The organism is Winkia sp. UMB3158 (assembly GCF_030217145.1).
In the GTDB taxonomy this organism is placed as follows: domain Bacteria; phylum Actinomycetota; class Actinomycetes; order Actinomycetales; family Actinomycetaceae; genus Winkia; species Winkia anitrata.
The window spans coordinates 123141-144665 of the sequence record NZ_JASONH010000006.1 but is presented as its reverse complement, the minus strand read 5'-3'; the positions used below and the strand labels follow the sequence as shown (position 1 = coordinate 144665).

19 protein-coding genes and 1 tRNA gene are annotated in these 21525 nt (G+C 56.7%); 13 read left to right on the top strand and 7 right to left on the bottom strand.

Annotation, left to right across the window (positions count from 1 at the left end; all coding sequences use genetic code 11):
• Window positions 1-15 precede the first annotated feature (15 nt).
• The 4 genes from QP400_RS08225 to QP400_RS08210 all read left to right on the top strand — a co-directional run bounded on the left by QP400_RS08225 (window position 16) and on the right by QP400_RS08210 (window position 4477).
• Window positions 16-720: an SDR family oxidoreductase gene (locus QP400_RS08225; RefSeq protein WP_040315134.1), complete on the top strand. Its 705-nt coding sequence runs from the start codon at window positions 16-18 to the stop codon at window positions 718-720.
• A gap of 50 nt (window positions 721-770) precedes the next feature.
• On the top strand, window positions 771-2018 hold the full coding sequence (locus tag QP400_RS08220) for a variant leucine-rich repeat-containing protein (protein ID WP_004806980.1): 1248 nt from the start codon (window positions 771-773) through the stop codon (window positions 2016-2018).
• The gene (locus QP400_RS08215; RefSeq protein ID WP_004806978.1) at window positions 2015-3505 is read left to right on the top strand and encodes a methyltransferase; all 1491 of its coding nucleotides are present in this window, start codon (window positions 2015-2017) and stop codon (window positions 3503-3505) included. Before QP400_RS08220 ends, QP400_RS08215 begins: the two co-directional genes overlap by 4 nt.
• A 678-nt stretch (window positions 3506-4183) precedes the next feature.
• Window positions 4184-4477 (top strand): hypothetical protein, encoded by a 294-nt coding sequence (locus QP400_RS08210; protein ID WP_040315133.1) that lies wholly within the window; start codon window positions 4184-4186, stop codon window positions 4475-4477.
• 65 nt (window positions 4478-4542) lie between these two features.
• Here the strand turns inward: QP400_RS08210 and topA are convergent, their stop codons facing one another.
• Entirely contained in the window at window positions 4543-7296 is a 2754-nt protein-coding gene (gene topA / locus QP400_RS08205) for a type I DNA topoisomerase (RefSeq protein WP_004806974.1), read from the bottom strand.
• Between the two features lie 323 nt (window positions 7297-7619).
• On the opposite strand from topA, the gene tmk reads away from it, so the two are divergent.
• The 5 genes from tmk to QP400_RS08180 all read left to right on the top strand — a co-directional run bounded on the left by tmk (window position 7620) and on the right by QP400_RS08180 (window position 12140).
• Window positions 7620-8315 carry a dTMP kinase gene (gene tmk, locus QP400_RS08200; protein WP_004806971.1) on the top strand — a complete coding sequence of 232 codons (696 nt, stop codon included), beginning with the start codon at window positions 7620-7622 and terminating at the stop codon, window positions 8313-8315.
• Entirely contained in the window at window positions 8315-9520 is a 1206-nt protein-coding gene (locus tag QP400_RS08195; protein ID WP_004806969.1) for a DNA polymerase III subunit delta', read from the top strand. The genes tmk and QP400_RS08195 overlap by 1 nt, the downstream gene beginning before the upstream one ends.
• Window positions 9521-9524: 4 nt before the next feature.
• Window positions 9525-11090, top strand: a complete 1566-nt coding sequence (locus tag QP400_RS08190; RefSeq protein WP_004806967.1) for an alpha/beta hydrolase — start codon at window positions 9525-9527, stop codon at window positions 11088-11090.
• A gap of 55 nt (window positions 11091-11145) precedes the next feature.
• Window positions 11146-11221, top strand: a tRNA-Thr gene (locus QP400_RS08185).
• A gap of 310 nt (window positions 11222-11531) precedes the next feature.
• On the top strand, window positions 11532-12140 hold the full coding sequence (locus QP400_RS08180) for a reprolysin-like metallopeptidase (protein WP_048706968.1): 609 nt from the start codon (window positions 11532-11534) through the stop codon (window positions 12138-12140).
• A gap of 286 nt (window positions 12141-12426) precedes the next feature.
• Here the strand turns inward: QP400_RS08180 and QP400_RS08175 are convergent, their stop codons facing one another.
• Together QP400_RS08175 and QP400_RS08170 are read right to left on the bottom strand one after the other, a co-directional pair.
• Entirely contained in the window at window positions 12427-12885 is a 459-nt protein-coding gene (locus tag QP400_RS08175; protein ID WP_040315257.1) for a DIP1984 family protein, read from the bottom strand.
• 489 nt (window positions 12886-13374) lie between these two features.
• Window positions 13375-14340, bottom strand: coding sequence for an acrylyl-CoA reductase family protein (locus tag QP400_RS08170; protein ID WP_004806962.1), 966 nt, complete (start codon window positions 14338-14340; stop codon window positions 13375-13377).
• Between the two features lie 127 nt (window positions 14341-14467).
• On the opposite strand from QP400_RS08170, the gene QP400_RS08165 reads away from it, so the two are divergent.
• Both QP400_RS08165 and QP400_RS08160 read left to right on the top strand, forming a co-directional pair.
• Window positions 14468-15034, top strand: a complete 567-nt coding sequence (locus QP400_RS08165; protein ID WP_004806959.1) for a YbaK/EbsC family protein — start codon at window positions 14468-14470, stop codon at window positions 15032-15034.
• Window positions 15035-15058: 24 nt separating this feature from the next.
• Window positions 15059-15697 (top strand): nucleoside/nucleotide kinase family protein, encoded by a 639-nt coding sequence (locus QP400_RS08160; protein WP_004806958.1) that lies wholly within the window; start codon window positions 15059-15061, stop codon window positions 15695-15697.
• A gap of 60 nt (window positions 15698-15757) precedes the next feature.
• On the opposite strand, the gene QP400_RS08155 is transcribed toward QP400_RS08160, so the two are convergent.
• From QP400_RS08155 to QP400_RS08145, 3 genes are all read right to left on the bottom strand, one after another.
• Entirely contained in the window at window positions 15758-18235 is a 2478-nt protein-coding gene (locus QP400_RS08155; protein WP_004806956.1) for an MMPL family transporter, read from the bottom strand.
• A gap of 28 nt (window positions 18236-18263) precedes the next feature.
• Window positions 18264-18893 (bottom strand): TetR/AcrR family transcriptional regulator, encoded by a 630-nt coding sequence (locus tag QP400_RS08150; RefSeq protein WP_141740519.1) that lies wholly within the window; start codon window positions 18891-18893, stop codon window positions 18264-18266.
• A 104-nt stretch (window positions 18894-18997) separates the two neighbouring features.
• The gene (locus tag QP400_RS08145; protein WP_004806952.1) at window positions 18998-19276 is read right to left on the bottom strand and encodes an Lrp/AsnC family transcriptional regulator; all 279 of its coding nucleotides are present in this window, start codon (window positions 19274-19276) and stop codon (window positions 18998-19000) included.
• A gap of 312 nt (window positions 19277-19588) precedes the next feature.
• On the opposite strand from QP400_RS08145, the gene QP400_RS08140 reads away from it, so the two are divergent.
• Both QP400_RS08140 and QP400_RS08135 read left to right on the top strand, forming a co-directional pair.
• Window positions 19589-19912, top strand: a complete 324-nt coding sequence (locus QP400_RS08140) for a histone-like nucleoid-structuring protein Lsr2 (RefSeq protein ID WP_004806950.1) — start codon at window positions 19589-19591, stop codon at window positions 19910-19912.
• Between the two features lie 72 nt (window positions 19913-19984).
• Window positions 19985-20722 carry a phosphoglyceromutase gene (locus tag QP400_RS08135; protein ID WP_004806948.1) on the top strand — a complete coding sequence of 246 codons (738 nt, stop codon included), beginning with the start codon at window positions 19985-19987 and terminating at the stop codon, window positions 20720-20722.
• A 120-nt stretch (window positions 20723-20842) separates the two neighbouring features.
• Here the strand turns inward: QP400_RS08135 and phoU are convergent, their stop codons facing one another.
• A complete protein-coding gene (phoU, locus tag QP400_RS08130) occupies window positions 20843-21517 on the bottom strand; it encodes a phosphate signaling complex protein PhoU (protein WP_004806946.1) in 675 nt (224 codons plus the stop codon).
• Window positions 21518-21525 lie beyond the last annotated feature (8 nt).

Sequence of the window (21525 nt, the reverse complement as noted above, 5' to 3'; positions counted from 1 at the left end):
CCGTATAGTGGGAACATGAGTGAACGGAAAATAGCCCTAATTACCGGCGGCACCCGCGGCATTGGCGCCGCAATCGCTGCAGAATTGGCAAGCACCCACGAACTGATCATTGGCGGTACCAACGCGTGCCGCGTCGAAAAAGCTGTCGCCAACTACCCGCATGCCCGCGGTTTTGTATGTGACCTGTTAGACGTGAACTCTATTGCCGGCGCCGTGGCGGAGCTCGGTTTGGAACGGTTGGATGTGGCGGTGCTGTCTGCTGGCACTGCTGCCCGCGGCAACATTGCCGAGGTCGAACCCGAGGTGTGGACGCGTACGCTCACCCTAAACGTCACCTCGGTGGCAGAAACTGTGCGACAGCTACTGCCGGCACTGCGAGCGGCAAAAGGACAGGTTATAGCCATCAATTCGGGCTCCGGCTACAATTCGAAAGCGGGCAATGCCGTGTACTCGGCCTCGAAATTTGCGCTGCGAGCCCTAACGGATGCTCTTCGCGAAGAGGAACGGGGGCGGGTGCGTGTCAGCTCGATTCATCCGGGGCGCGTAGACACCGACATGCAAGTGCAGATCCAAAAGGAGGCCGGACACGGCTACGAACCCACCGACCATGTTGCGCCGGAGTCGGTGGCCAAGGCGGTGCGCGCAGTAGTCGATACTTCCGCCGAGGCAACGATCGAAAACCTAGAAATTAGGCCGGTCGTAAAAACCCCCACCGCCTGAAAGAGGCATCCTGATAAACTTCACATAGTTCCTATCCAGATGGAGAAGCTATGTCCCTTGAAGAAGCCCAACAGGATCTCTCGGATCCGCAGCTGGCACCCATAAGGTTGCAGCAGATCGCGGGGGAGTTCCCGCAGCTGCGCCCGCAGATTGCCTTGCACCCACAGGCCTATCCGGCCTTGCTGGAGTGGCTACAGAACCTGGGGGATGCCGATGTGGATAAGGCGTTGCGCAGGCGGCGTCTTTTTGAAAAACAGGGTGCTACTGCCCAGGAAGAACCTGCGGGGCCTGACCCGGATGAATCTACTCTGGAACAGGAACCAGAGAACATGCCCGCCACTCCTGCCGAAGACGATACGGACCAGGCGCAAGCACCTGCTGAGGACGAATCGCACACCGAGCCGTCCCCCCAGATAGAAGAGCAGAATGATCAGCCAGAGGGGCAGAGCGCGGCTGAGCTTGCGGGCTCTAGCGGGCAGGGTGAAGCTGACAGTGAGGAAGAGGTGCACCACGGTGAACACGTTGCTGCGAACAGCAGCGCAGTCACCGGTGAAGAAGCTCCTAGCATTTCTTATACTTCGGCATATGGGTCGGGTAGGCAGAACCCCGAGGAAACGGTGGTTATCCCCAAATTTGAGCAGGAGCGGATGAAACGCGAATATCAGCCGGCTCCTGCGTCGGGTACTTCGGCGCCCGCTGCTAAGAAGAAGTCGAAAGCAGTACCGATTTTGGCAACCCTGCTGGCCCTAGCCCTAGTTGTGTTGGTGGCCTCGGGAATTTTGTTGTTTAAAAACCGGGGTAAGCGCCCGGCGCCAGCGGCCACACCAACCCAGAGTGAGACAACTCAGGCGGCCCCCGAGACTAAGAGCTCGGAACCGACCGAAAGTGACAGCCCAAGCTGGGATGACCCGGCCAAGGCCCCCTATCCGGTCAGTGGGCAGTACGTGGAAACTGGCGCCTTCGTGATGCCTTCAGGAAATATTGCTTGCAAGCTCGAGGGCGACGGCGTCAGTTGCACTGTCTACCAGAATGATTACCGGCGCGCGGGCGTAGAGAATTGTGGGGACGGCAAGGCAACTCTAGCTGTTGAGGGCGATGCGGCTGCCGTGCTGCGCTGTGGTACGGATGCCCAGACTAGTTCCACTCGTCCCTTGGACTACGGGCAGACTGCGTTCAAAGATAAGGTTGCCTGTTCTGCTACTCAGGATGGGGTGCAGTGCTGGAATCTGGATTCGGGCAAGTCATTCTTCGCGAACCGGCAGGGCTGGTCTAGAGGATCGGACGGCCGCGATCAGTGAGCCTGCGCAAGCTAGACGCGGCACTGCGAAAGTGCAACTTTTCGCCCTCGGGATTTGCGGCCGAACTTGACGAGGCCTGGCAGGACTGGGCGCGTGGGTTAGAATCGCCCACCCAAAGGGCGGTTTCTGGATGGTTGCAGCTGGGTGAGTTGAATGCGTTGCGCGTCGCGATCGCGTTGTTCGTGACGGGGCATCGTGTTTCAAAAGGGCAGGTAGAAGAGTTTTTGCCAGAAGCTACCTGTTTGTGTGACGGGCAGCAGAGGCTGCGCGCTCGCTGGCGCCTGTCGCCGTTGCAAATCAGCATAGACGGCAAGGAGCATACCTGGTTTGTGCCTTCGGATCCGCGTTCGGTACCGGGGGTGCCGCTTCCGGCAGACCACGTGCTGGGCTTGGGCGGGGCAACGAATTCGCTACTGGCGTGGACGCCCAGGGAACACTTCGGTACCGTCCTCGACCTGGGGTGCGGATCGGGAGCGCAGGCGTTGGCTGCTACGGCACACGCTGATTCGGTTACTGGCGTAGATATTTTGCCGCGAGCTCTTGGAGCGGCAGGCGTGGCGGCGCAGCTGGCCGGTGAGTCCGTTGAGCTTTTGCAATCCGATATGTTTTCGGCGGTGCGAGGGCGTCGCTTCGACCTGATCGTCTCTAACCCGCCTTTTGTGATCACCCCGCAGCAGGCGCGCGAGGGCGAGCGGTTCACCTACCGAGACGGCGGGCGTGACGGGGACGATTTGGTTGCCGAGCTAGTCGCAGCCTTGCCCGAGTACCTTAGCGAAGGTGGGGTGGCCGCCCTCATTTGTAATTGGCAGATTACGGGGCAGTGGCGCGAACGTTGGGACTCGTGGTTGTCCCACAGCCCGTTGGATGCTTGGGTGTGCTTGCGTGAAGTTGCCTCGCCGGCCGCATACGCCAAAATGTGGTTACGTGACGAGGGGCTTATTCCCGGAACCGCCGAATACGCTGCGCGGGAAAGGCTGTGGCTTGACGATTTTGATCGCCGCGGCATTACGGGGGTGGGTTTTGGTTACGTGCTGCTACATAGGGGGCAGGGCGTCCCGGTGCGCCGTTTTGAGGACGCGTTGGGCACCGACCGGGCGCCGGGCAGCGAGTTCGCCTCACATCTGCTAACGGCTTTCGCTAGAGAACGCGGAGGAGGATTAGAAGACACGGCTTTAAAGGAGGCGCGGTTGGTTGTGCCTCACGACGTTACTGAGGAACGCTTTTACACGCCTGGGGCGCAGGATCCACAAGTGATTATGTTGCACCAAGGGGGCGGGGTAGGTCGCCAAATTAGGGTAGATACCGCTCTGGCAGGGCTGGCGGGCGCCTGTGATGGGGAGCTTGCCATTGGGCAGATTATTGGGGCCCTTTCGGTGCTTTTAGACGCGGATAAGGGCGAATTGGAGCGCGAATTGTTGCCGCGGGTGCGCGATTTGTACTGGCAAGGATTCTTGCGCGAGACCGCAGACTCGCCTGTGCGGTTTTAGGTAGAGGATTTTGAAGCTAGGGGACTTGTTTTGTTAGAGGGCGCATTTGACACTCCGGGGCGTAGGGGTGCCTTTACTGCAGGGGCATCCTTGTGTGGGATCGCGTTTGGTTGCCTAATCGGGATAATTATTATGGCCGTGCGCGCCCGGTCGGTTGCTTTCCCCGTGTGGGGGGGCAATTGCAGTCAGCTCGTTTGCGGCCTGCGCGTTTGCCACTTGGAATACGTTGAGGGCGGATCCTGACCGGGCTGGACGCACGCTTATTGTGACAGGCGTGGCGGCCTTACTAGTCTCTGTGGTATCCGCAGTAGTTGTTGCTTCAGCCTTCTAACTTTGCCGGCTTGGTAAGGCCGGCTGGCGGGGCCCGTTCATTGGTTTTCTTAGTTGCCTTCTTGCGTGGACCTCAATAGGAGGATAAGTCGCGTCACGACACAGAGACGATGGATTCTTCCAGGCCAGCCCCAACTTCCATGCGCAAATCATTGAATAATAATCAATAGGGGCGGCATTCTGAAGGTTGCTCAAAGCTTGTGCGAAACGTTAGTAAATACTCATTAGGGTTTAATGGTAGTGCTGCCGAATGCGCGCGACACGGGATTCTAACAAAATGAAATATTAAGGTTTGAATTAGTGTCGACAAGGCGTTAATCTGGGGCGGCGCCCGAAACTGGGCGGTGTATGCCCCGATATGCATGCGGCATCGGTGGCGGCGTGATTGGAGGTGCGGTGGTGCACTCAAGGGAGCGGCAGACCACTGCTTCGGTTAAGTTCTATATGCTGTGCTTCATTGCGCAAGTAGTTATTTTGATCGGCAATATTTTATTGCAGTGGAGCCTCGGGGATTCATTTAAACAAGCTACGCACCATTCACTAAATTATTTCATTGGCATTTTTATGGTGATTACCGTTGTGATTGGTGTTGTCGCCTTCAGACGAGCAAACGGCGGCCGCCGAGGCAGAGCTCAGGGGTAAGCCTCAACCCTTCGGTATGCAGTCCAGGTCTGCTGGCGGGGCCGGTGGCCTCGCCAGCAGACTATCTATTTAGATGATTTCTTCGCAGCTGTCTTCTTGGCTGCGGGTTTCTTTGCCGTCGTCTTCTTTGTTGCAGCCTTTTTCGTAGTGGTTTTCTTTGTTGTGGTTTTCTTGGCTGTGCTCCGCTTCGTGGTCTTCTTAGTTGCCTTCTTGCGCGGGCCCTTCGCCCTCTTGTCGGCAAGCAACTGGAAGGCCCGTTCCACCTCTAGGTGTTCTATGCTTTCGCCGCGCGGCACGGTCACATTCGTGGTGCCGTCAGTAATGTAGGGTCCGAAGCGGCCATCCTTGATAACTACTGGTTTTTCAGTGGCCGGATCGGTGCCTAGCTCGCGAAGGGGCGGTTTCGCTGCTCGCCTACCGCGCTGCTTAGGCTGGGAGTAGATCTTCAGTGCCTCTTCCAAGGTGATGGTGAACATCTGCTCTTCAGTCTCTAAGGAACGCGAATCTTTCCCCTTCTTCAGGTAGGGGCCGAAACGCCCATTCTGGGCGGTAATGACCTCGCCAGATTCCGGATCAGTGCCGACCTCACGGGGCAGAGACAGCAGCTGCAAGGCGTCCTCGAAAGTAATGTCCGCAAGGTTTTGAGTCTTCAGTAGCGAAGCAGTCTTGGGCTTAATCTTCTTCTTTCCAGTGCCCTGTTCCTCCTCGGGAATGACCTCGGTGACATAGGGGCCGAAACGCCCGTTCTTAGCCACGATAGTGCGCCCAGTGTTGGGGTATACGCCGAGTTCGCGGCCGTCGTCTGCGGCAGCAGCGTACAGTTCCTTTACCTTTTCGGGGCTCAGCTCGTCCGGAGCCACGTCGTCCGGGATGGAGGCGCGCTTGCCGTCCTTATCTTCCAGGTAGGGGCCGAAACGCCCGACGCGTACCGCCACGCCCTCGCCCAGATCAATGGTGTTGACGGTGCGGGCATCAATGTCGCCCAGCGAGGAAACAGCGTGCTTGAGGCCGGCGACCTCGCCAGATCCATCCGCTCCGAAGTAGAACTGTCCAAGCCATTGCTTGCGATCAGCATTGCCCGCGGCGATCTTGTCCAGGTCCTCCTCCAAAGAGGCAGTGAAGTCGTAGTCGACCAGATCAGGCAGGTTCTGTTCCAACAGGCGGGTGACCGAGAAGGCCAGCCAGGTGGGGATTAGCGCCTGGCCGCGGTGTAGCACGTAGCCGCGATCTCCAATCACGCCAATGGTAGCGGCGTAGGTGGAGGGGCGGCCAATACCGCGTTCTTCCAGGGCTTTTACCAGGGACGCTTCCGTGTACCGCGGAGGCGGGGTAGTGGTGTGCTCGCGGTCCTCGTAGTCGACCTTCTTCACCTGCAACGTGTCGCCCTCGGAAAGCTTCGGCAAACGTACGTTTTCGCCAGCCGATTTGGCGTAGCGATCCTTGTCCCGGCCCTCTTCGTAAGCAGCCAAGAAGCCGCGGTCGGTAATGACCGTGCCGGAGGCCGAGAAAGTGGCTTTACCCTCGGAAGAGTCGGCCTGGATGCGCACGGTAGCTGTTTGCCCGCGAGCATCATTCATCTGCGAGGCCACAGTGCGCTTCCAGATCAGGTCGTAAAGACGCAATTCCGCACCGCTGATCTGCCCGGCCACCTGGTCTGGGGAACGGAAGTGGGCACCCGCTGGGCGGATAGCTTCGTGAGCCTCCTGCGCGCCCTTGGATTTGGTTGCGTAAAAGCGCGGCTTGGCGGGAATCGAGGTGGCTCCGTACAGCTCGCTGGCCTGTTTGCGGGCCGCAGCAATCGCCTGTGACGACAGCGCTGTGGAGTCAGTACGCATGTAGGTGATGAAACCGTTTTCGTACAAGGTCTGGGCAACCCGCATGGTCTGGCGCGAGGACATGCGCAGCTTGCGGGAAGCCTCCTGCTGCAACGTCGACGTGGTAAAGGGCGCCGCCGGCCTGCGCGTGTACGGCTTAGTGTCCAGTTTCTGGACCGTGTATGGGGACGTTTTTTCCAGTGCCTTGCCGAGGGCGGAAGCCTGCTCTGCCTGCAGTACGTGCACCTTGGCCAGCTGGGCCTTCTTTGTCAACTGGCCGTCGTCGCCAAAGTCGCGTCCAGTAGCCAGGCGATGGCCATCGAGTTCTACCAGCTTGGCTTCGAATTCGCCCTCGTCGTTCGCTAAAGTAGCAGCAATATCCCAGTAGGTTGCGGGCACAAATTCGATGCGTTCGCGTTCGCGGTCTACAACCATGCGCGTCGCCACAGACTGAACGCGCCCAGCGGAAGAGCCAGCCTGGACCTTGCGCCACAGTAGCGGAGACACTTCGTAACCGTACAGGCGGTCGAGCACGCGGCGGGTCTCCTGAGCGTCCACCAGGTCAGTATCGAGCTCGCGGGTGTTGGCAAGAGCGTTGGAAATGGCATCCTTGGTGATTTCGTGGAACACCATGCGGTATACGGGAACCTTCGGCTTTAGCACCTGCAGTAGGTGCCATGCGATCGCTTCACCTTCGCGGTCCTCATCTGTTGCCAGATAGAGTTCGTCGGCCTCTTTTAGAGCTTTGCGCAGCTGAGTAACCGTCTTCTTCTTGTCCGGGCTGACAACGTAATAGGGGTCGAAGCCGTCGTCTACGTCCACTGCGAACTTGCCGTAGGGGCCTTTCTTCATGTCGGCAGGTAGGTCGGAGGGTTTAGGCAGGTCGCGCACATGGCCGACTGATGCCAGCACATGAAAAGACGGTCCTAAGTAGCCAGCAATAGTTTTAGCTTTGGCTGGAGACTCGACTATTACTAGCTTCGAGTTCTTGTCTGCCTGCGACACTGCTTCTCCTTATATATGCATTAAAGCCAACTGCCTGAACTGTACTATGTCCCCCTGTCACTTGAGCGAGTCGGCTTATCTGCCGGTTGTCGCGTAAAGGGCGGGTAATGGCCGGGGCGCTGCGGTCGTAATGCCCGATGAAACCGCAGATGAGGGGTTAGTTTGAGGGCGGTCTCCGCCCCGCCCTCAAAAACAATAATGAGTGGTGTAATTCACAAGCGATCTATCTGGTCTGTCCTCACCTTCTGGATGGTCACCTGTTTTTCTAGCGGGCACCGGTGGGGATGCGGTGGCCGTCAGTGGGAACAGTTAGGCTAGAGGCCATGACGGCTAATCTTGCGCAAAATGCTTCAGATGCCCCGCGGGGGCTCTTTATTACCTTTGAGGGCGGCGAAGCTGCCGGCAAATCCACCCAGGTACGGCTGTTGCAGAAAGCGTGTATTGAAGCCGGATTGCAGGTGTTAGTTACGTTCGAACCGGGCGACAGCGCCCTCGGCAAAGAATTGCGCCGGCAGGTGATGAACGGGCCGCAGGATGTAGATCCGCGCACTGAGGCGCTGCTGTACGCCGCCGACCGTGCCTATCACGTGGCCACCAAGATTAGGCCGGCGCTGCAGGCGGGCAAAGTCGTTATTTGTGATCGGTACATCGATTCTTCGGTAGCCTATCAAGGAATGGGCCGCGATCTGGGGGAACAAGAGATTAGACAGCTAAGCGAATGGGCTACGGACGGCCTAAATCCAGACATCACCGTCCTTCTTGACTTAGATCTAGACACCGCCGCCCACCGCTTAGCTGAACGCGGTATGGGCCAGGACCGGATCGAGGGCGCGGGGCGAGCCTTTCACAAACAGGTACGTGCCGCTTTCCTAAATATGGCCCAGGAATCGAACGGGCGGATCTGCCGCATTGACGGATCTAAAACGGTAGAAGAAGTAAAAGAGGACATCTTTAGCGTCCTCGAGCAGTTGCCGTGGTTTGTCCAGCGAGGCATTGAGCTACCGCGGGAGGCGAAGTAGTGAGCGTTTGGGATCAGCTCGTCGGCCAAGAACAGCAGGTGCAGGTATTGCAGAAGGCTGCTTCTGCTGCCAGGCAAATTGTGTGTCAGCGGGGCAGTGGAAACGATGATACGGGCAGGCAGATGTCGCACGCCTGGCTTATTACAGGGCCTCCGGGGTCTGGGCGCTCACTGGCTGCAAAAGCCTTCGCAGCGTCGCTGCAATGCGAGGGTGAAACGGTGGGGTGCGGAAAGTGTCAGGGGTGTACCCAAACTATGGGGGGCACTCATCCGGACGTGCGCTACCTTCGCACCGAGAAAGTAGTTATTTCTATCGAGGAGGCGCGCCAACTTATAGGGGTGGCAGCGCAAGCGCCCTCGCAGGGAAAGTGGCGCGTTATCGTTGTCGAGGACGCAGACCGCATGGTAGAGCGCACCTCGAATGTGCTGCTGAAAGCTATTGAAGAGCCGCCGCCGCATACGGTGTGGTTGCTGTGCGCGCCCAGTCCCGAGGACATGATCACCACGATCCGCTCCCGTTGTAGGGCACTCAACCTGCGGGTGCCGCCGGTGCGGGCGGTGGCCGAGCTGATCGTTGCTCGCGACGGGGTAGACCCGCAGGTGGCAATGTCCGCAGCTCGTGCCGCCCAGTCCCATATTGGCTTGGCGAAGTATCTAGCTACTGATCCGCAGGCGCGCGAACAGAGGCGCAAAACCCTGCTGCGCCCCGCACAGGTACGTTCGGTAGCCGACGCGGTGTTTGCTGCCGGGCAGATGGTGGACCTAGCGAAGGCCGAGGCCGAACGCATTACTGCTACAAAGGATGCGGCAGAGCTAGGAGAGTTGAAAAGGGCGCTGGGGTTGGATGCCGACGCGAAGGTTCCGCCAGCGCTGCGGGCGCAGGTGCGGCAGTTGGAAGAGGAACAAAAACGGCGTGCCACCCGCGCCTTGCGCGACCAGCTCGATCGGGCCATGACGGATCTAATGTCGCTATACCGGGACGTGTACGCCCGCCAGGTAGGAGCCGATGTCGATTTTGTAAACGACGATATGGTAGAGGTGATTTCTGACCTGGCTTCTCAGATGGATACTGCGGCTACGATAGCCAAGATGGATGCAATTGAAGTGGCCCGCCGTCGGCTCGCGCACAATGTCACACCCGTGGTAGCAATAGAAGCGATGTGTGTAGCATTGAGGCCGCACGCCCAGCCAACCCCTTGGGAGTAATTGAATGGTGAAACGGACTGGCAGAATCCTGGCCGCAAGCTTTGCTTTAGTGACGCTCTTAGCTGGGTGCTCAATGGGGCAAAGTAACCAGCCCTCGCGGCAGGAACGGGAAGACCATAAGCAGAGCGCGCCCTCGCCGCAGCTGCAAAAGTTCTACGACCAACGGGTGAAGTGGGGCAAGTGTGATCCGAAGGTTTCCTCTGACAAGAATCTACAGTGCGGCACTATAGAGGTACCCCTGGACTATTCCAAGCCTGCCGGGCGCACAATCAAATTGCAGATGGCTAGGCAGAAGGCTGCTGGCAACAATCCCAAGGGTTCCCTGTTTACTAATCCGGGCGGGCCCGGCCAGTCTGGCATTGAATCTTTGTCGGGGCTAGTTAGCGGTGCCATCGGCTCAGACGTGCAGAAGGCCTACGACTTGGTTAGCTTCGACCCTAGGGGCGTGGGCGCGTCGGCACCTATCGTGTGCAGCTCGGATGAGCAGAAGGATACTTGGCGCAGCATGGATTCTACTGGGGATGCGGGAACTGACATCAAACAGGTGCGCGAACAGGCCGCCCAGTTTGGGCAGCAGTGCCTGGACAAGGATGCGGAGCTGACGAAAAACCTAGACACTGTCTCTGCCGCGAAAGACATGGACGTGATGCGTGCCGCCGTGGGCGACGACAAGCTCACCTACGTTGGCTATTCGTATGGCACCCTACTGGGATCTACCTACGTCAACCATTTCCCGAAACAGTCGGGTCGAATCGTGCTAGATGGCGTGGTAGATCCGAAGGCTGACATGTTTGATCTTTCTCTTGGGCAGGCGGAGCATTTCCAAAAGTCGCTCGCTAAGTTTGCTGACGAGTGCAAGGAGTTTGCTAACTGTCCATTAAAATCGAAGACCAAGGAAGGGCGTCTAAAAGACATCGATAAGTTCTTGAAGTCGCTGGCAGGAAACCCGCTGCGGACCTCGAATTCGAACCGTCCGCTCACTCAGTCCCTAGCTACCGAAGGCACTGTTGCGCCCCTTTACAATTACGAATCGTGGCCGACGCTGGTGGACGCCCTCGACAGGGCTATTAGGCTGCACGACGGCACGCAGTTGCTGTACTTGGCTGATTTTTATGCGTCTAGGAATTCCGACGGCACTTACTCTGACAATTCCTTCGATGCTATGAGCGTCATCAACCAGTTGGATTACCCGGTGGTGGGCGACGCTAAGACGTGGGCTCAGCAAGATGCGCAGCTCGACAAGGTGGCACCAGTGATTGGCAGCACCTTCAAATATGGGCCTCAGGGCGCACAGGCGTCGCCGATCAAGCCTAAGCCTGCGGACGATCCCACGTTCAAAGATGCTCCTAAAGTAGTAATCGTGGGCAACAAGAACGATCCGGCCACCCCGTATAAGTTTGCGCAGTCGCTGCATAGGCAGATCCCAGGGTCTTCGTTGGTTACTCTCGATTCTTGGAATCATTGCGGCTACACGGGCATTTCGAAGTGCGTCAACAAGGCGGTCGAGGCGTATCTACTGCAAGGCGAGCAGCCGGCGAGCGAAGTCAGCTGCAAGCTAGATGAGCGATAGCGGCCACATTGGTTTGATTTGCAGGTGAAAGCTTAGGTAAGCTTTTTCCTGCTGCGCCACCTTAGCTCAGTCGGTAGAGCGATTCACTCGTAATGAATAGGTCGCGGGTTCGATTCCCGCAGGTGGCTCCACTTTTACGGCGGCTTTGATATGCCGGCGTCTGCGTTAGCGGGTGTGCCCAAGGGGCAATTTCAATGCTCGCCATTTGGTCTTCTACGTCTGTGCTGACGGTCTCCGTGGGTACTTCGAGGCGTCCATCGTTGTGCCCTAGATAAAAGTTGGGCTGCAAGCAGCAGTTTCAAACGCGGCTCATAATGAGCAGATAGCCTGACTTGGCGCACTACCGGGAAAACAATTACTGCACTTGAAAGTTAAAGAACACTAATTGATGTGCAAAAAAACACCGACGTAGGGTGGCTTACCATTTGGTAGGTTGAAGGTGTGAAAACTTTTAGCGCAAAAAAGAAATTGACCGCTTCCATGTTCACCCTAGGTTTGGTTGCTGCTGGTTTGTCGGTGGCAGCTCCTGCGCAGGCTGCTCAGCTGCCCATGACTCCCGCAACTTGCAACGTCCTGCACAGGGAAGTGAAACAGGGCAAAACTAGTTTCTCAAATATGGACCGGATTCTGTACGGAAGCAAGCAGACCGTTTACAACAACACAATGGAGTTGTACTCGCAGAGCGCCTACAATGACGCTATCAAAAAGGGTGCCCAGATGTGGGAACAGGCTACTGGGGGCAAACTGAAGTTCAAGATGGTATCGGCTCCGACTCCTCGTTCGGTCACTATTGTTGACGAACACTGGAGGGAAGGGTCCGCCCTCGGGTATGGGGGGCGGGACAGCAAGCGGATCCGCCTGATGATCGACCGTACTCCTGCTGCAAGCCAGCCGATGGTCGTGGCCCACGAAATTGGGCATGTCATAGGCCTTGAGCACACCTGCCGCGGCGATCTTATGGGTGCCGGCTCCGTTATGGGAACCAAGATTACTGATACTGACGTTGCGCTTGCGTATGCAGCAATCAAAGCTCAGGGCGGAGACAAGTAGCACTTCTCTGTACATAGTAGACAGTTCGGCTGCTACGCATGGGCTTAAGGCTTTAGGGGAGGAACGCACCGCGTCCCTCCCCTAAAGCCTTTCTAGTCCCCGAGCCCACCCTCGCCGTCTACCCAATGCGCGGTAGTGAAATGTACAAGGTGCCAAGTGCCCATGTGAGGCGTGCCGGGGAGTGAAATGTAAGTAGAGAGTTGAACTCTAGCCATTCCCCAGTGGCTGCCATGTGTGGACCGAAAAGGTCCGGGGTGCATTCGCTGTAGCGGCTACCAACTAAAAACTAATCAACCAATTCGGTGGTCCAATTCAGTTCCTGCAGTTGCAAATCCAGGTGGCGGTATTCTTTAGCGGCGTCATCGGCACGATCGCGCAACTGCGAAACCGGGTAGGCGGGCATGAATTTTACTTCCATACGAGTGAAACGATCCTGTCGCGCTGCTGCCTTGTCTGCCAAATTGGAGAAGAAAATATGCCTGCGCTGGGCGTTGTCGCGGGCCGCAATCGCATCCGAAATAGTCTGCTCCCCGGAAAAAGTAGTGGCCGAGTTAGTCCTGTTGATGCGCATAATCAAATTTTGCAGCTTCTGGTGCAGCGCCTCGGCCTGCTCGATCAGCTGAGCCGGATCCTCGGCTGGGTCTTCGCCCTCTTGCACCCTAATGACGTTCTGGGCGCGCTGGCTCAGGTGCGTCAGGCGAGCCTGAATCTGGGCCCTCTCGGATAAAGCTTCAGCAAGTTTCATGTTTTCCTCCCCGGCCATACTAACTTGTATTTCAGGCGCCATGTTCGGCCTCATAAAGACAAAAGGGGTGAACAAAACAGTAGCGGGACGGCCTTGCCGTCCCGCTATTGCGTTCCCCATCTCAGAAAAGAATATGAAGTTGTTCCCCATCTAGAAGTAAGTTTCTAGCTCCTTGTGGCTACCACTATAGGTAGTCAACCTTGGGATACCAGCAAACTAACCTTGGAATTTCCTGGCAATTGCGTTGAGTTGGTGTGAAGGCGGCAGCCTGTCCCTAGCGCTATCGAAAGTAGCCGGGCTGAAAGAACAGTAGCGGGATGGCCTTGCCGTCCCGCTACTGCGTTCCCCATCTCAGAAAAGATATTCTGTGTTATCCCCATTGGAGGCTTCATCAGCCTCACAACACATACTGTAAAGATCCATTCTGAACACACCGTTAAGCAAACCTTAGAATTTCCTAAGGAAAGCTAAATTGGCCGGTCGAAGAGGCTATTTGACCTTTACAACCGTTCTTCCCAGCGCATTTGCCTCAGCGATCGTATCCAGCGCCGTCCCCACTTCATCAAGGGGGACAGTATGCACGAGTGCCCGCAGCAGATCCGGGCTGACGCCCTCGGCAAGATTCTGCCAAAGCTGGGCCCGCAATTCCGGAGCAAGGAACGTGACAGAAACCCCCAGGACGTTGATGCCACGCAGAATCAGGGGCAGCACGTTGGTCTGCAACTTGTTGCCCGCCGCGTTGCCAATGACAGCTACGGAGGCACCCGTGCTGGCGCTACGCAGCAGCCAATCCAAAGTGGTACCCCCAACCACGTCTACACCGCCAGCCCAGCGGGACTTTTCTAGAGGGCGATGCCCAAAGTCCGGGTAGGACTCGATCTGGGCTGCCCCCGCCATCTGCAACAGCTCAGCCACGTTGTCTTTACGCGAGAACGCGTGTACCTCGCGCCCAGCCTTGGCAAGAAGTGCGGTAGCAAGTAGCCCAGCGCCGCCGCTGGCGCCCGTAACCGCAACCGGTCCGTCGGGCAACCCCACCGCTTGCAACTTGTGTACGGCCAGCGCCGCCGCATAACCGGCAGTGCCCAAAGCCGAAGCGGTCCACGTATCCATGTTCTGCGGCAGGGGAGTGACCCATGAAGACGGTACTCGCACGTATTCGCAGTATCCGCCCGGATGCTTCTCAGAAAGAGAAGCGCCCGTAACGGTCACGGGAGTACCCACCGCCAAGCCGGTCTGCCCGGGCTGCTCGATCGTGCCGGTAACATCGCAACCACCAATCAGCGGCAACGACCTGGCAATCGGGGCCTTTCCCGAAGCGGCCAAGCCATCCTTGTAGTTAACTGAAGAATATTCGACACGGATGAGGGCGTCGCCCTCCCCAAGAGCGTCTTCGCCCACTTCGCAAACGCGCCCCGCAGCTCGCCCATCCCTGTCTTCAAGTAGAAAAGCTTTCATAAGCCCTATTGTCGCAAACGTTGCCTGGACTGGGAAGAGACTTAGGACTTTCAGAATTTGGACTAAGGGATGAACTCCGCTCGCCCGCGCGCTAGCGTAGTGACAAGCTAACCCGAAAGGCCTAATCGTGAGCACTATTCCTGGCATTGGTAGCGTTGAACCGAAACCCGCCCTGGACAACCTTGATCTACTAGCAGCTCCGGTAGCGGAGGCACTGGAGGCTGTGGTGGCCGACAATCCTGAGCTCGCCGACCAGGCGCTGGCAGTGGCAATCGACCCTGATCTAGCCGACACGGAAGCGATGACCGAAGCATTCGGCATGGACCTGTCGCTGTCCGCCAACTGTATTCTGGTGGCAGGCAAACGCGCCGGCGAAGAACGAGTCGCCGCCTGCCTCGTGCGCGCTCACACCTTCGCCGACGTCAACCACGTGGTGAAGAAAACCTTGAACGTGCGCAAAGCGTCCTTCTGGCCTCAGGAAAAGGCAGTGGAGGCCTCGGGAATGGAATACGGCGGAATCACGCCGGTCGGGTTGCCCTCCGAATGGCGGCTGCTGATCGACACCAGGTGCACGGAAGGTTGGGCTTGCATCGGCTCCGGCCTGCGCAGCTCCAAGCTCTTTATTACCGGTGAACTGCTAAAGGCATTGCCGGACGCCGAGATTATTGAAGGGCTTGGCGTAGAGCCAAAATAGTCCTTCGCAAAGTAGACTTGGGTCGTGGAGAGCATTGATGGAAGCCGCGCCGAAATAGTGGTGCAGCTGCTTACGCGTATCGAAGCGCTGTGCGCGAATTCGTCCTCGCGCGTGCTGATAGGCATAGCAGGATGCCCCGGCGCCGGAAAGACAACCCTCACGAAGCTTCTGCTGGACGGGATTCCCGAAGCCGCCTGGGTACCCATGGACGGCTTCCACCTTTCCGACGCGGTGCTAACCGACCGCGGCACCCTGGACCGAAAAGGAGCGCCGGATACCTTCGACACCGAGGGGTATTTTTCGGCCCTGCAACGGATCAAAGCTGGACGCGAGGACGTGTATGTGCCGTCTTTTGACCGCGATCTGGAGCAGCCGATAGCTGCCGGTCTGCGAGTACCCGTAGAAGCCAAGGTAGTCATCTCTGAGGGCAATTATCTGCTGCTAGCAAGGGATGAATGGGATCGTATCCACCAACTTTTTGACCAGGTGTGGTTTGTGGATACACCGCCAGAACTGCGAATATCGCGGCTCGTCAACCGGCACATGCGCTACGGCAAGCCACCCCAGTTTGCGCGCGAATGGGTGCAGGAAGTGGACGAAGCCAACGCCGCCCTCATAGAAGAGGACGCGCAAAGTGCAGACTTGCTGGTGCCCTTCGACTAGCAGCTATTAACAGCAAAAGTGGGAGCCAAAAAGGCCCCCACTTTTCTGCCCTATCGCTACCTAAACTGCCGTGGAACCGTCACCTTTCGCGGATGCTGGGACAGATAGGTTTGCCCCTTCTACATCTAGGTGCGGCAGGATCTTGTCCAACCACTTTGGCAGCCACCAGGCCGCGTCTCCCAGTAGGTGCATGAGCGCGGGAATTACTAGTAGACGTACGATGAACGCGTCCAGGATTATGCCCAGCGTCAGACCGAAGCCAATTGACTTGATCATCGGGTTGGAATTGAAAATAAACCCGGCGAAGACTGCGGTCATAATGGTCGCTGCCGCTATAACTACCGTGCGGCCAGAATGTAATCCTTCACGTACTGCCGTACGAGCGTCGATCCCCTTAGAGTGGGCTTCCTTCATGCCCGAGACTAGGAATAGCTGGTAGTCCATTGCCAATCCGAACAGAATGCCCGTCATTATGATCGGTAGGAATGACAGAACCGGACCGGGGGTTGTGATGTTGAATAGCGACGCCAAGTGTCCTTCCTGGAACACCCAGGTGACCCCTCCGAATGCGCCCAGCACGGACAGGGCGAACCCGATTGTTGCTGTCAGCGGCACCAGGATAGAGCGGAACACCACCATCAAGATCAGGAAAGACAGCCCGATCACGATCAGCAGGTACGGTACAAGCGCGTCCGAAATAACTTCCGAAACGTCGATCATTGCCGAGGTCGATCCGGCAACTCCCATCTTGTAGCCGTGGTCCATGTCGCGCAGCTGGTGTACTAGAGTCTCAGTCTGCTTGGCCGACGGGCCGTGTTTGGGTACTACTTGGTAGGCAATCAGCTTGTGATTGTCAGAGGCGCCCACTGGCACCACAGCGGCGACCTCAGCGAGTTTGTTAATTTGCTTGCCGATTTCTACCTGTTTCGAGGTGACGGCGTCTTGGGCGATCGGTTTGTCCAATTCCGCAACGGCTAACAGTGGGCCGTTCATGCCGTCGCCGAATTTATCCTGCATGATCTTGTAGGTCTGGTGAACCTCAGATTCCTTCGCTTCCGAGGATGCGTCAGGTAGCCCAAGACGCATGTTCAAAGACGGAATAGCAAGAGCTGCCAACACCAGCAAACCCGCCACCACGGTCACGGTAGCCCGCATAGTGCCCATGGGCGCAGGAAGGGTGTGCGGTTTTGGATGCTGACCGAGCCCCTCACGTGCTTTCTTAGGAAGAATGCGTAGTCCAATTAGCTTTAGGAGGGCGGGTGTTAGGGTAATTGCCACTAGGATGGCGGTCAAAACCGCGAAAGCTCCGACGGTGCCCATCATGCCAACAATTGAAATGCCCGTAACGTTTAGGGCCAACAGGGCGATGATGACGGTGGATCCAGCGAACACCACGGCTCCGCCCGAGGTGCCGTTGGCAACGCCAATCGAGTCGATTAGGCCCATACCGCGCAGTAGCTGCTTTCGGTGCCTATTCAAGATGAATAGGGAATAGTCGATGCCAACTGCGAGCCCCAACATCAAGCCGAGCACAGGGGTTACCGAGAACATGTCGACGATGCCTGAGAAGGCCATTGCGGTAGTTACAGCGATACCGACCCCTAACAGTGCATTGATTAGGGGCAGTCCGGCACCGATCAGGGTGCCTAACATGAGCAAAAGGACGATGCCTGCGATCACCACTCCCGCTATCTCGCCTGGGCCGACCATTTGCGGCATAGTACGTGCCAGGTCAGTGCCGAAATGGGCCTTGACGCCGTGCATGTCGGTGTCATTGATGGCCTTCATCAAGTCGGCCTTGGAATCCATCGAAACATCCATCAGCTCTTTGTCGAAAGAAATGGAACTGATGGCGGCGGTTCCGTCTTTCGAGATCATGCGCGTTCCGGCGGCCATGTCAGCCATGGCCTTGCCGTCAGTGAGTTGTTTCTTCTTAGCGTCTAATTTTGCTTTGCCGGAATTTAGCTCCCGCTGCTTTTCTTCTAGCAGCTGCTTCTGCTGATCCAGCTCCGCCTGCTGCGGGGCAAGCTGAGCCTCCGCCTCTGGCATGGCTGCCTTGGCTTGATCGAGTTGGGCCTGTCCGGCCTCGATCTGTTTCTTGCCCTGGTCTAGTTGAGCCTGACCCGCCTTGGCCCGTTCTTCGGCCTCGGCAAGCTTGTGCTCGCCGGCAGCCATCTTCTGCATTCCCCTATCCAGCTTTTGCTGTGCGGCGAACGGATCAGTGGCAGTCTTGACGTCCTTTACCTTTTCAGCATTCTTCAGCGCCTGGGCGATGCCTTTGCGCTGTTCTGGGGTAAATTTGTCTGTCGCCGTAAAAACGATCTGACTACTGCCACCGGAAGCTTTCTTGAAGTTCTTCGATAGCTGGTCTGCCACCTTCGAGGTGGGAGTATTTGGTAGGTCGATAGTTGTGGACATTGGGCCGTGGAATAACCCAAATCCCACGAAAGATAGGGCAAGTATCGCTACCCAGGTAACGATAACCGCCCAGGCGTGCTGGGCGCAAAAGCGGCCCAGTCGTTCCAACAGTTTTGCCATAAGTCTTCCTTTAGTAAAAGTGCCTATTTTAGCGGCCGAGGCCGGATTCTAGGCGTGCAAATGCATGCTGCAGATTTTCCTGCCAATCCTCGCGAGCCTTCCTAGAGAGATGGCCGGGAACCGGTGAATATTTCGGAACCCACTCGCGGGCGCACAGCGATACGGCAAGAAACAGCGAACCAACAGTGAGACGTATATCGAGTACGGAAATATTGGGATATTTCTGTTGTAGTCCTGTCTGGAACGCGTAGCTCAGCTGGCCAAAAACCTGTCCAAAAAGCTGATTAGTTTTTTCTTGTCTGCTAGAAAAGCTGTTAATTACCTGATCAAAATAGGCAATTTGTTCAGGTAGATCGGCTTCTACAAGTGCGTTAGCTGTGTTGTGAAAAAGGTCCGCAACCGTGGCAGTTTCGGGATTTGTGTCCCGCTCCAAGATTGCATTTCCGAGGGCGGAAAAGACCTGTGCGCAGTGTTCTACTACTGCTTCGTCCAACGAGGCAAAGTGGTTGAAAATCGTGCGCCTGGATACGCCCGCTTTGCGGGCGAGTCCAGTAGCGGTAAGCTCGCTCAACTCGCCGCCCTCGATGGTGGCATCGATGGCTGCGAGTATGGCGTCCCTGGATGAGGACGCGGTGCGAGGCATGCGTCGTACGTTCACGTATGAAGATGGTACGCGCCGTTTGCACTGAGTGCAATTGCGCAGTTGAGAGTTATGACACTACTGAATGTTTGAGCATGCAGGGTCGACTTTACGGAAGGGTGCTAATCTAACCCGATGTCGAAAGCGGCGTCGAGATCTTCGCGTGAGTAGGTGCGGAAAGCTAGGTGGGTGATCAGTTTTTCCACGCCCTCGACCTTAGCGATCTGGTCAGAAATTACCTTGGCTATTTCGTCGTGAGACGACACGCGCACGATCGCAATCAAGTCGGCTTCGCCGGTGGTGGAGTAGACCTCAGCTACCCCGTCTATAGCGGCCACCTTTTTTCCCACGGTGGTGATCTTGGCGGGCGTTATGTTGAGCATGACAATAGCGGTAAGCATTTTTCCTCCTAAAGCTCACCCAACCTTACCTTTAAAAGAGGTGCGAGAGTGCGCCGGCGATAAACCGGTATCCAGTTGCCTTATATGTTGAAGGGTTGGGATCGCAGGTAAGGTAGCAAACATTAGTCTATTTTAATCTTAAGCGCTTGCAATCCTGAGAAATTCCTTGGAATGGTATGGGGTGTTCGAGCTAGCGTCAAAAATTTTTCCAATATGAAAAATAATAATGCTGCACGCTTTATCTATTGCAGAAAATGAATTAATCGTTATACGGTGATGGTGACATAGGAAGATAAATAAGGAGCACGCAATATGGCCAAGATGGTGAAGACGATTTTGCTAGACGACGTTGACGGTTCGCAGGCTGCGTCCACAGTTCAGTTTGGGTACCAGGGCGTCCAATATGAAATCGATCTTAGCGACGAAAATGCTAAGAAATTCCAAGAACTAATGCAGCCATGGGTTGATGCGGGGCGCAGGACTGGTGGACGGCGTCGTTCCGGTACCGCAGTTAAAAGCAAGACTAAGGCTGCAGAAATTCGCGAATGGGCACGGGAAAAGGGGCTTGATGTTCCCGATCGTGGCCGTATTCCGGTAGAAATTCGTGAGCGCTACGCTCAGGAAGTCGAAGACTAATTCACTCTGCAATGTGGCAGTTAAGCCATTGGTCCTCTTTTGTGCATGCCGTGAGCGTGAAAGGATAAAAGTATGACTTACAAACTAGTACTGCTCCGCCATGGGCAGAGCGAATGGAACGCTAAGAACCTGTTTACTGGTTGGGTTGACGTGCCGCTTTCCGAAGCTGGCCGCGAAGAGGCAGTTCACGGAGGTGAGCTGCTGAAGAAGGAGGGCATTCTTCCTGACCTGCTGTTCACCTCTATGTTGCGTCGCGCCATCTCCACTGCAAACCTCGCGTTGGACGCTTGCGATCGTCACTGGATTCCGGTGGAGCGCTCTTGGCGTCTGAACGAGCGTCACTACGGCGCCCTCCAAGGTAAGAACAAGAAGGAAATTCGCGACGAATACGGCGAAGAGCAGTTCATGCAGTGGCGTCGTTCCTACGACAATCCGCCGCCGCAGATCGAACTTGGTTCCGAGTTCAGCCAAGACAAGGATCCGCGCTACCAGGGCGAACCTATTCCTGCCACCGAGTGCTTGAAGGACGTTCTGGAACGCATGCTGCCCTACTGGGAGCAGACCATCCTTCCCGCAGTGAAAACTGGCAAGACCGTTTTGGTGGCAGCCCACGGCAACTCGCTGCGTGCGCTCGTCAAGCACCTAGATGGCATCTCTGACGAGGAGATCTCGGGTCTGAACATTCCGACCGGTGTACCGCTCTACTACGAACTAGACGAGGAAACTCTGAAGCCCGTAAAGGCTGGCGGCACCTATCTTGATCCGGATGCACAGGCAAAGATTGAAGCTGTAGCAAACCAGGGCAAGTAGCCTTAAAAAATGGGGTCGGGAATTATCCCGGCCCCATTTTTTATGCCCGCTTTGCGAGCAAAATCTAGGTGCGCCCTCGCCGCTAGTAAACGGAAGAGGGCGCACCTACCAGCTTCCCGTTTAGTTCCCTTCGGCGGGGAAGTCGTGGGCATGTGCTACGGCAATGCCCTGAATTTGAAATGCGAGCCGGCGAGCTACAGAGGTTGCGTGATCGCCAAAGCGTTCAAAGAATCGGGCCAATAGCAAGATATTCGCGATCTGCTGCCTGGATAGTTCGATAGATTCATCCAGCACCAGCTTATTTATTTCGATTTCTAGATCGTCAATCGCGTCGTCCTGGTCCTGGATCTTACCGGCCAGCTTAATGTCCTTATCAGTGAGGGCATCAACGACGTTGTGAGCCGCCTGCACAACCAGCTTGGCCATCTGATCGATCTTTTGCTGGATAGGTTCCGGGGCTGGCTTGCTCGGGTGAGACTGGCGCACGATCTGGGCGACGTGCCTGGCCAGATCGCCCATGCGCTCCAAAGTCTGCGACACGCGCAGCGAGGTGATCACAATGCGCAAGTCCGTAGCAACCGGGGCCTGCAAGGCCAGCAGTTGCACGCACTGGTCATCGACGTGATCGGCTAGTTCGTCGATTCGATCGTCGGCGTCGATGGTCTGTTCTGCAACCACCACATCGCAGGTATTCATCGCTTCAACAGCGCGCTCCATAGCGCGGCGTACGTAACGGGACATGCGCAGAAGGTCCTCGTCTAGAGTGTCCATCTGAGTAATAAATTCTTGACGCATGAGGCTCC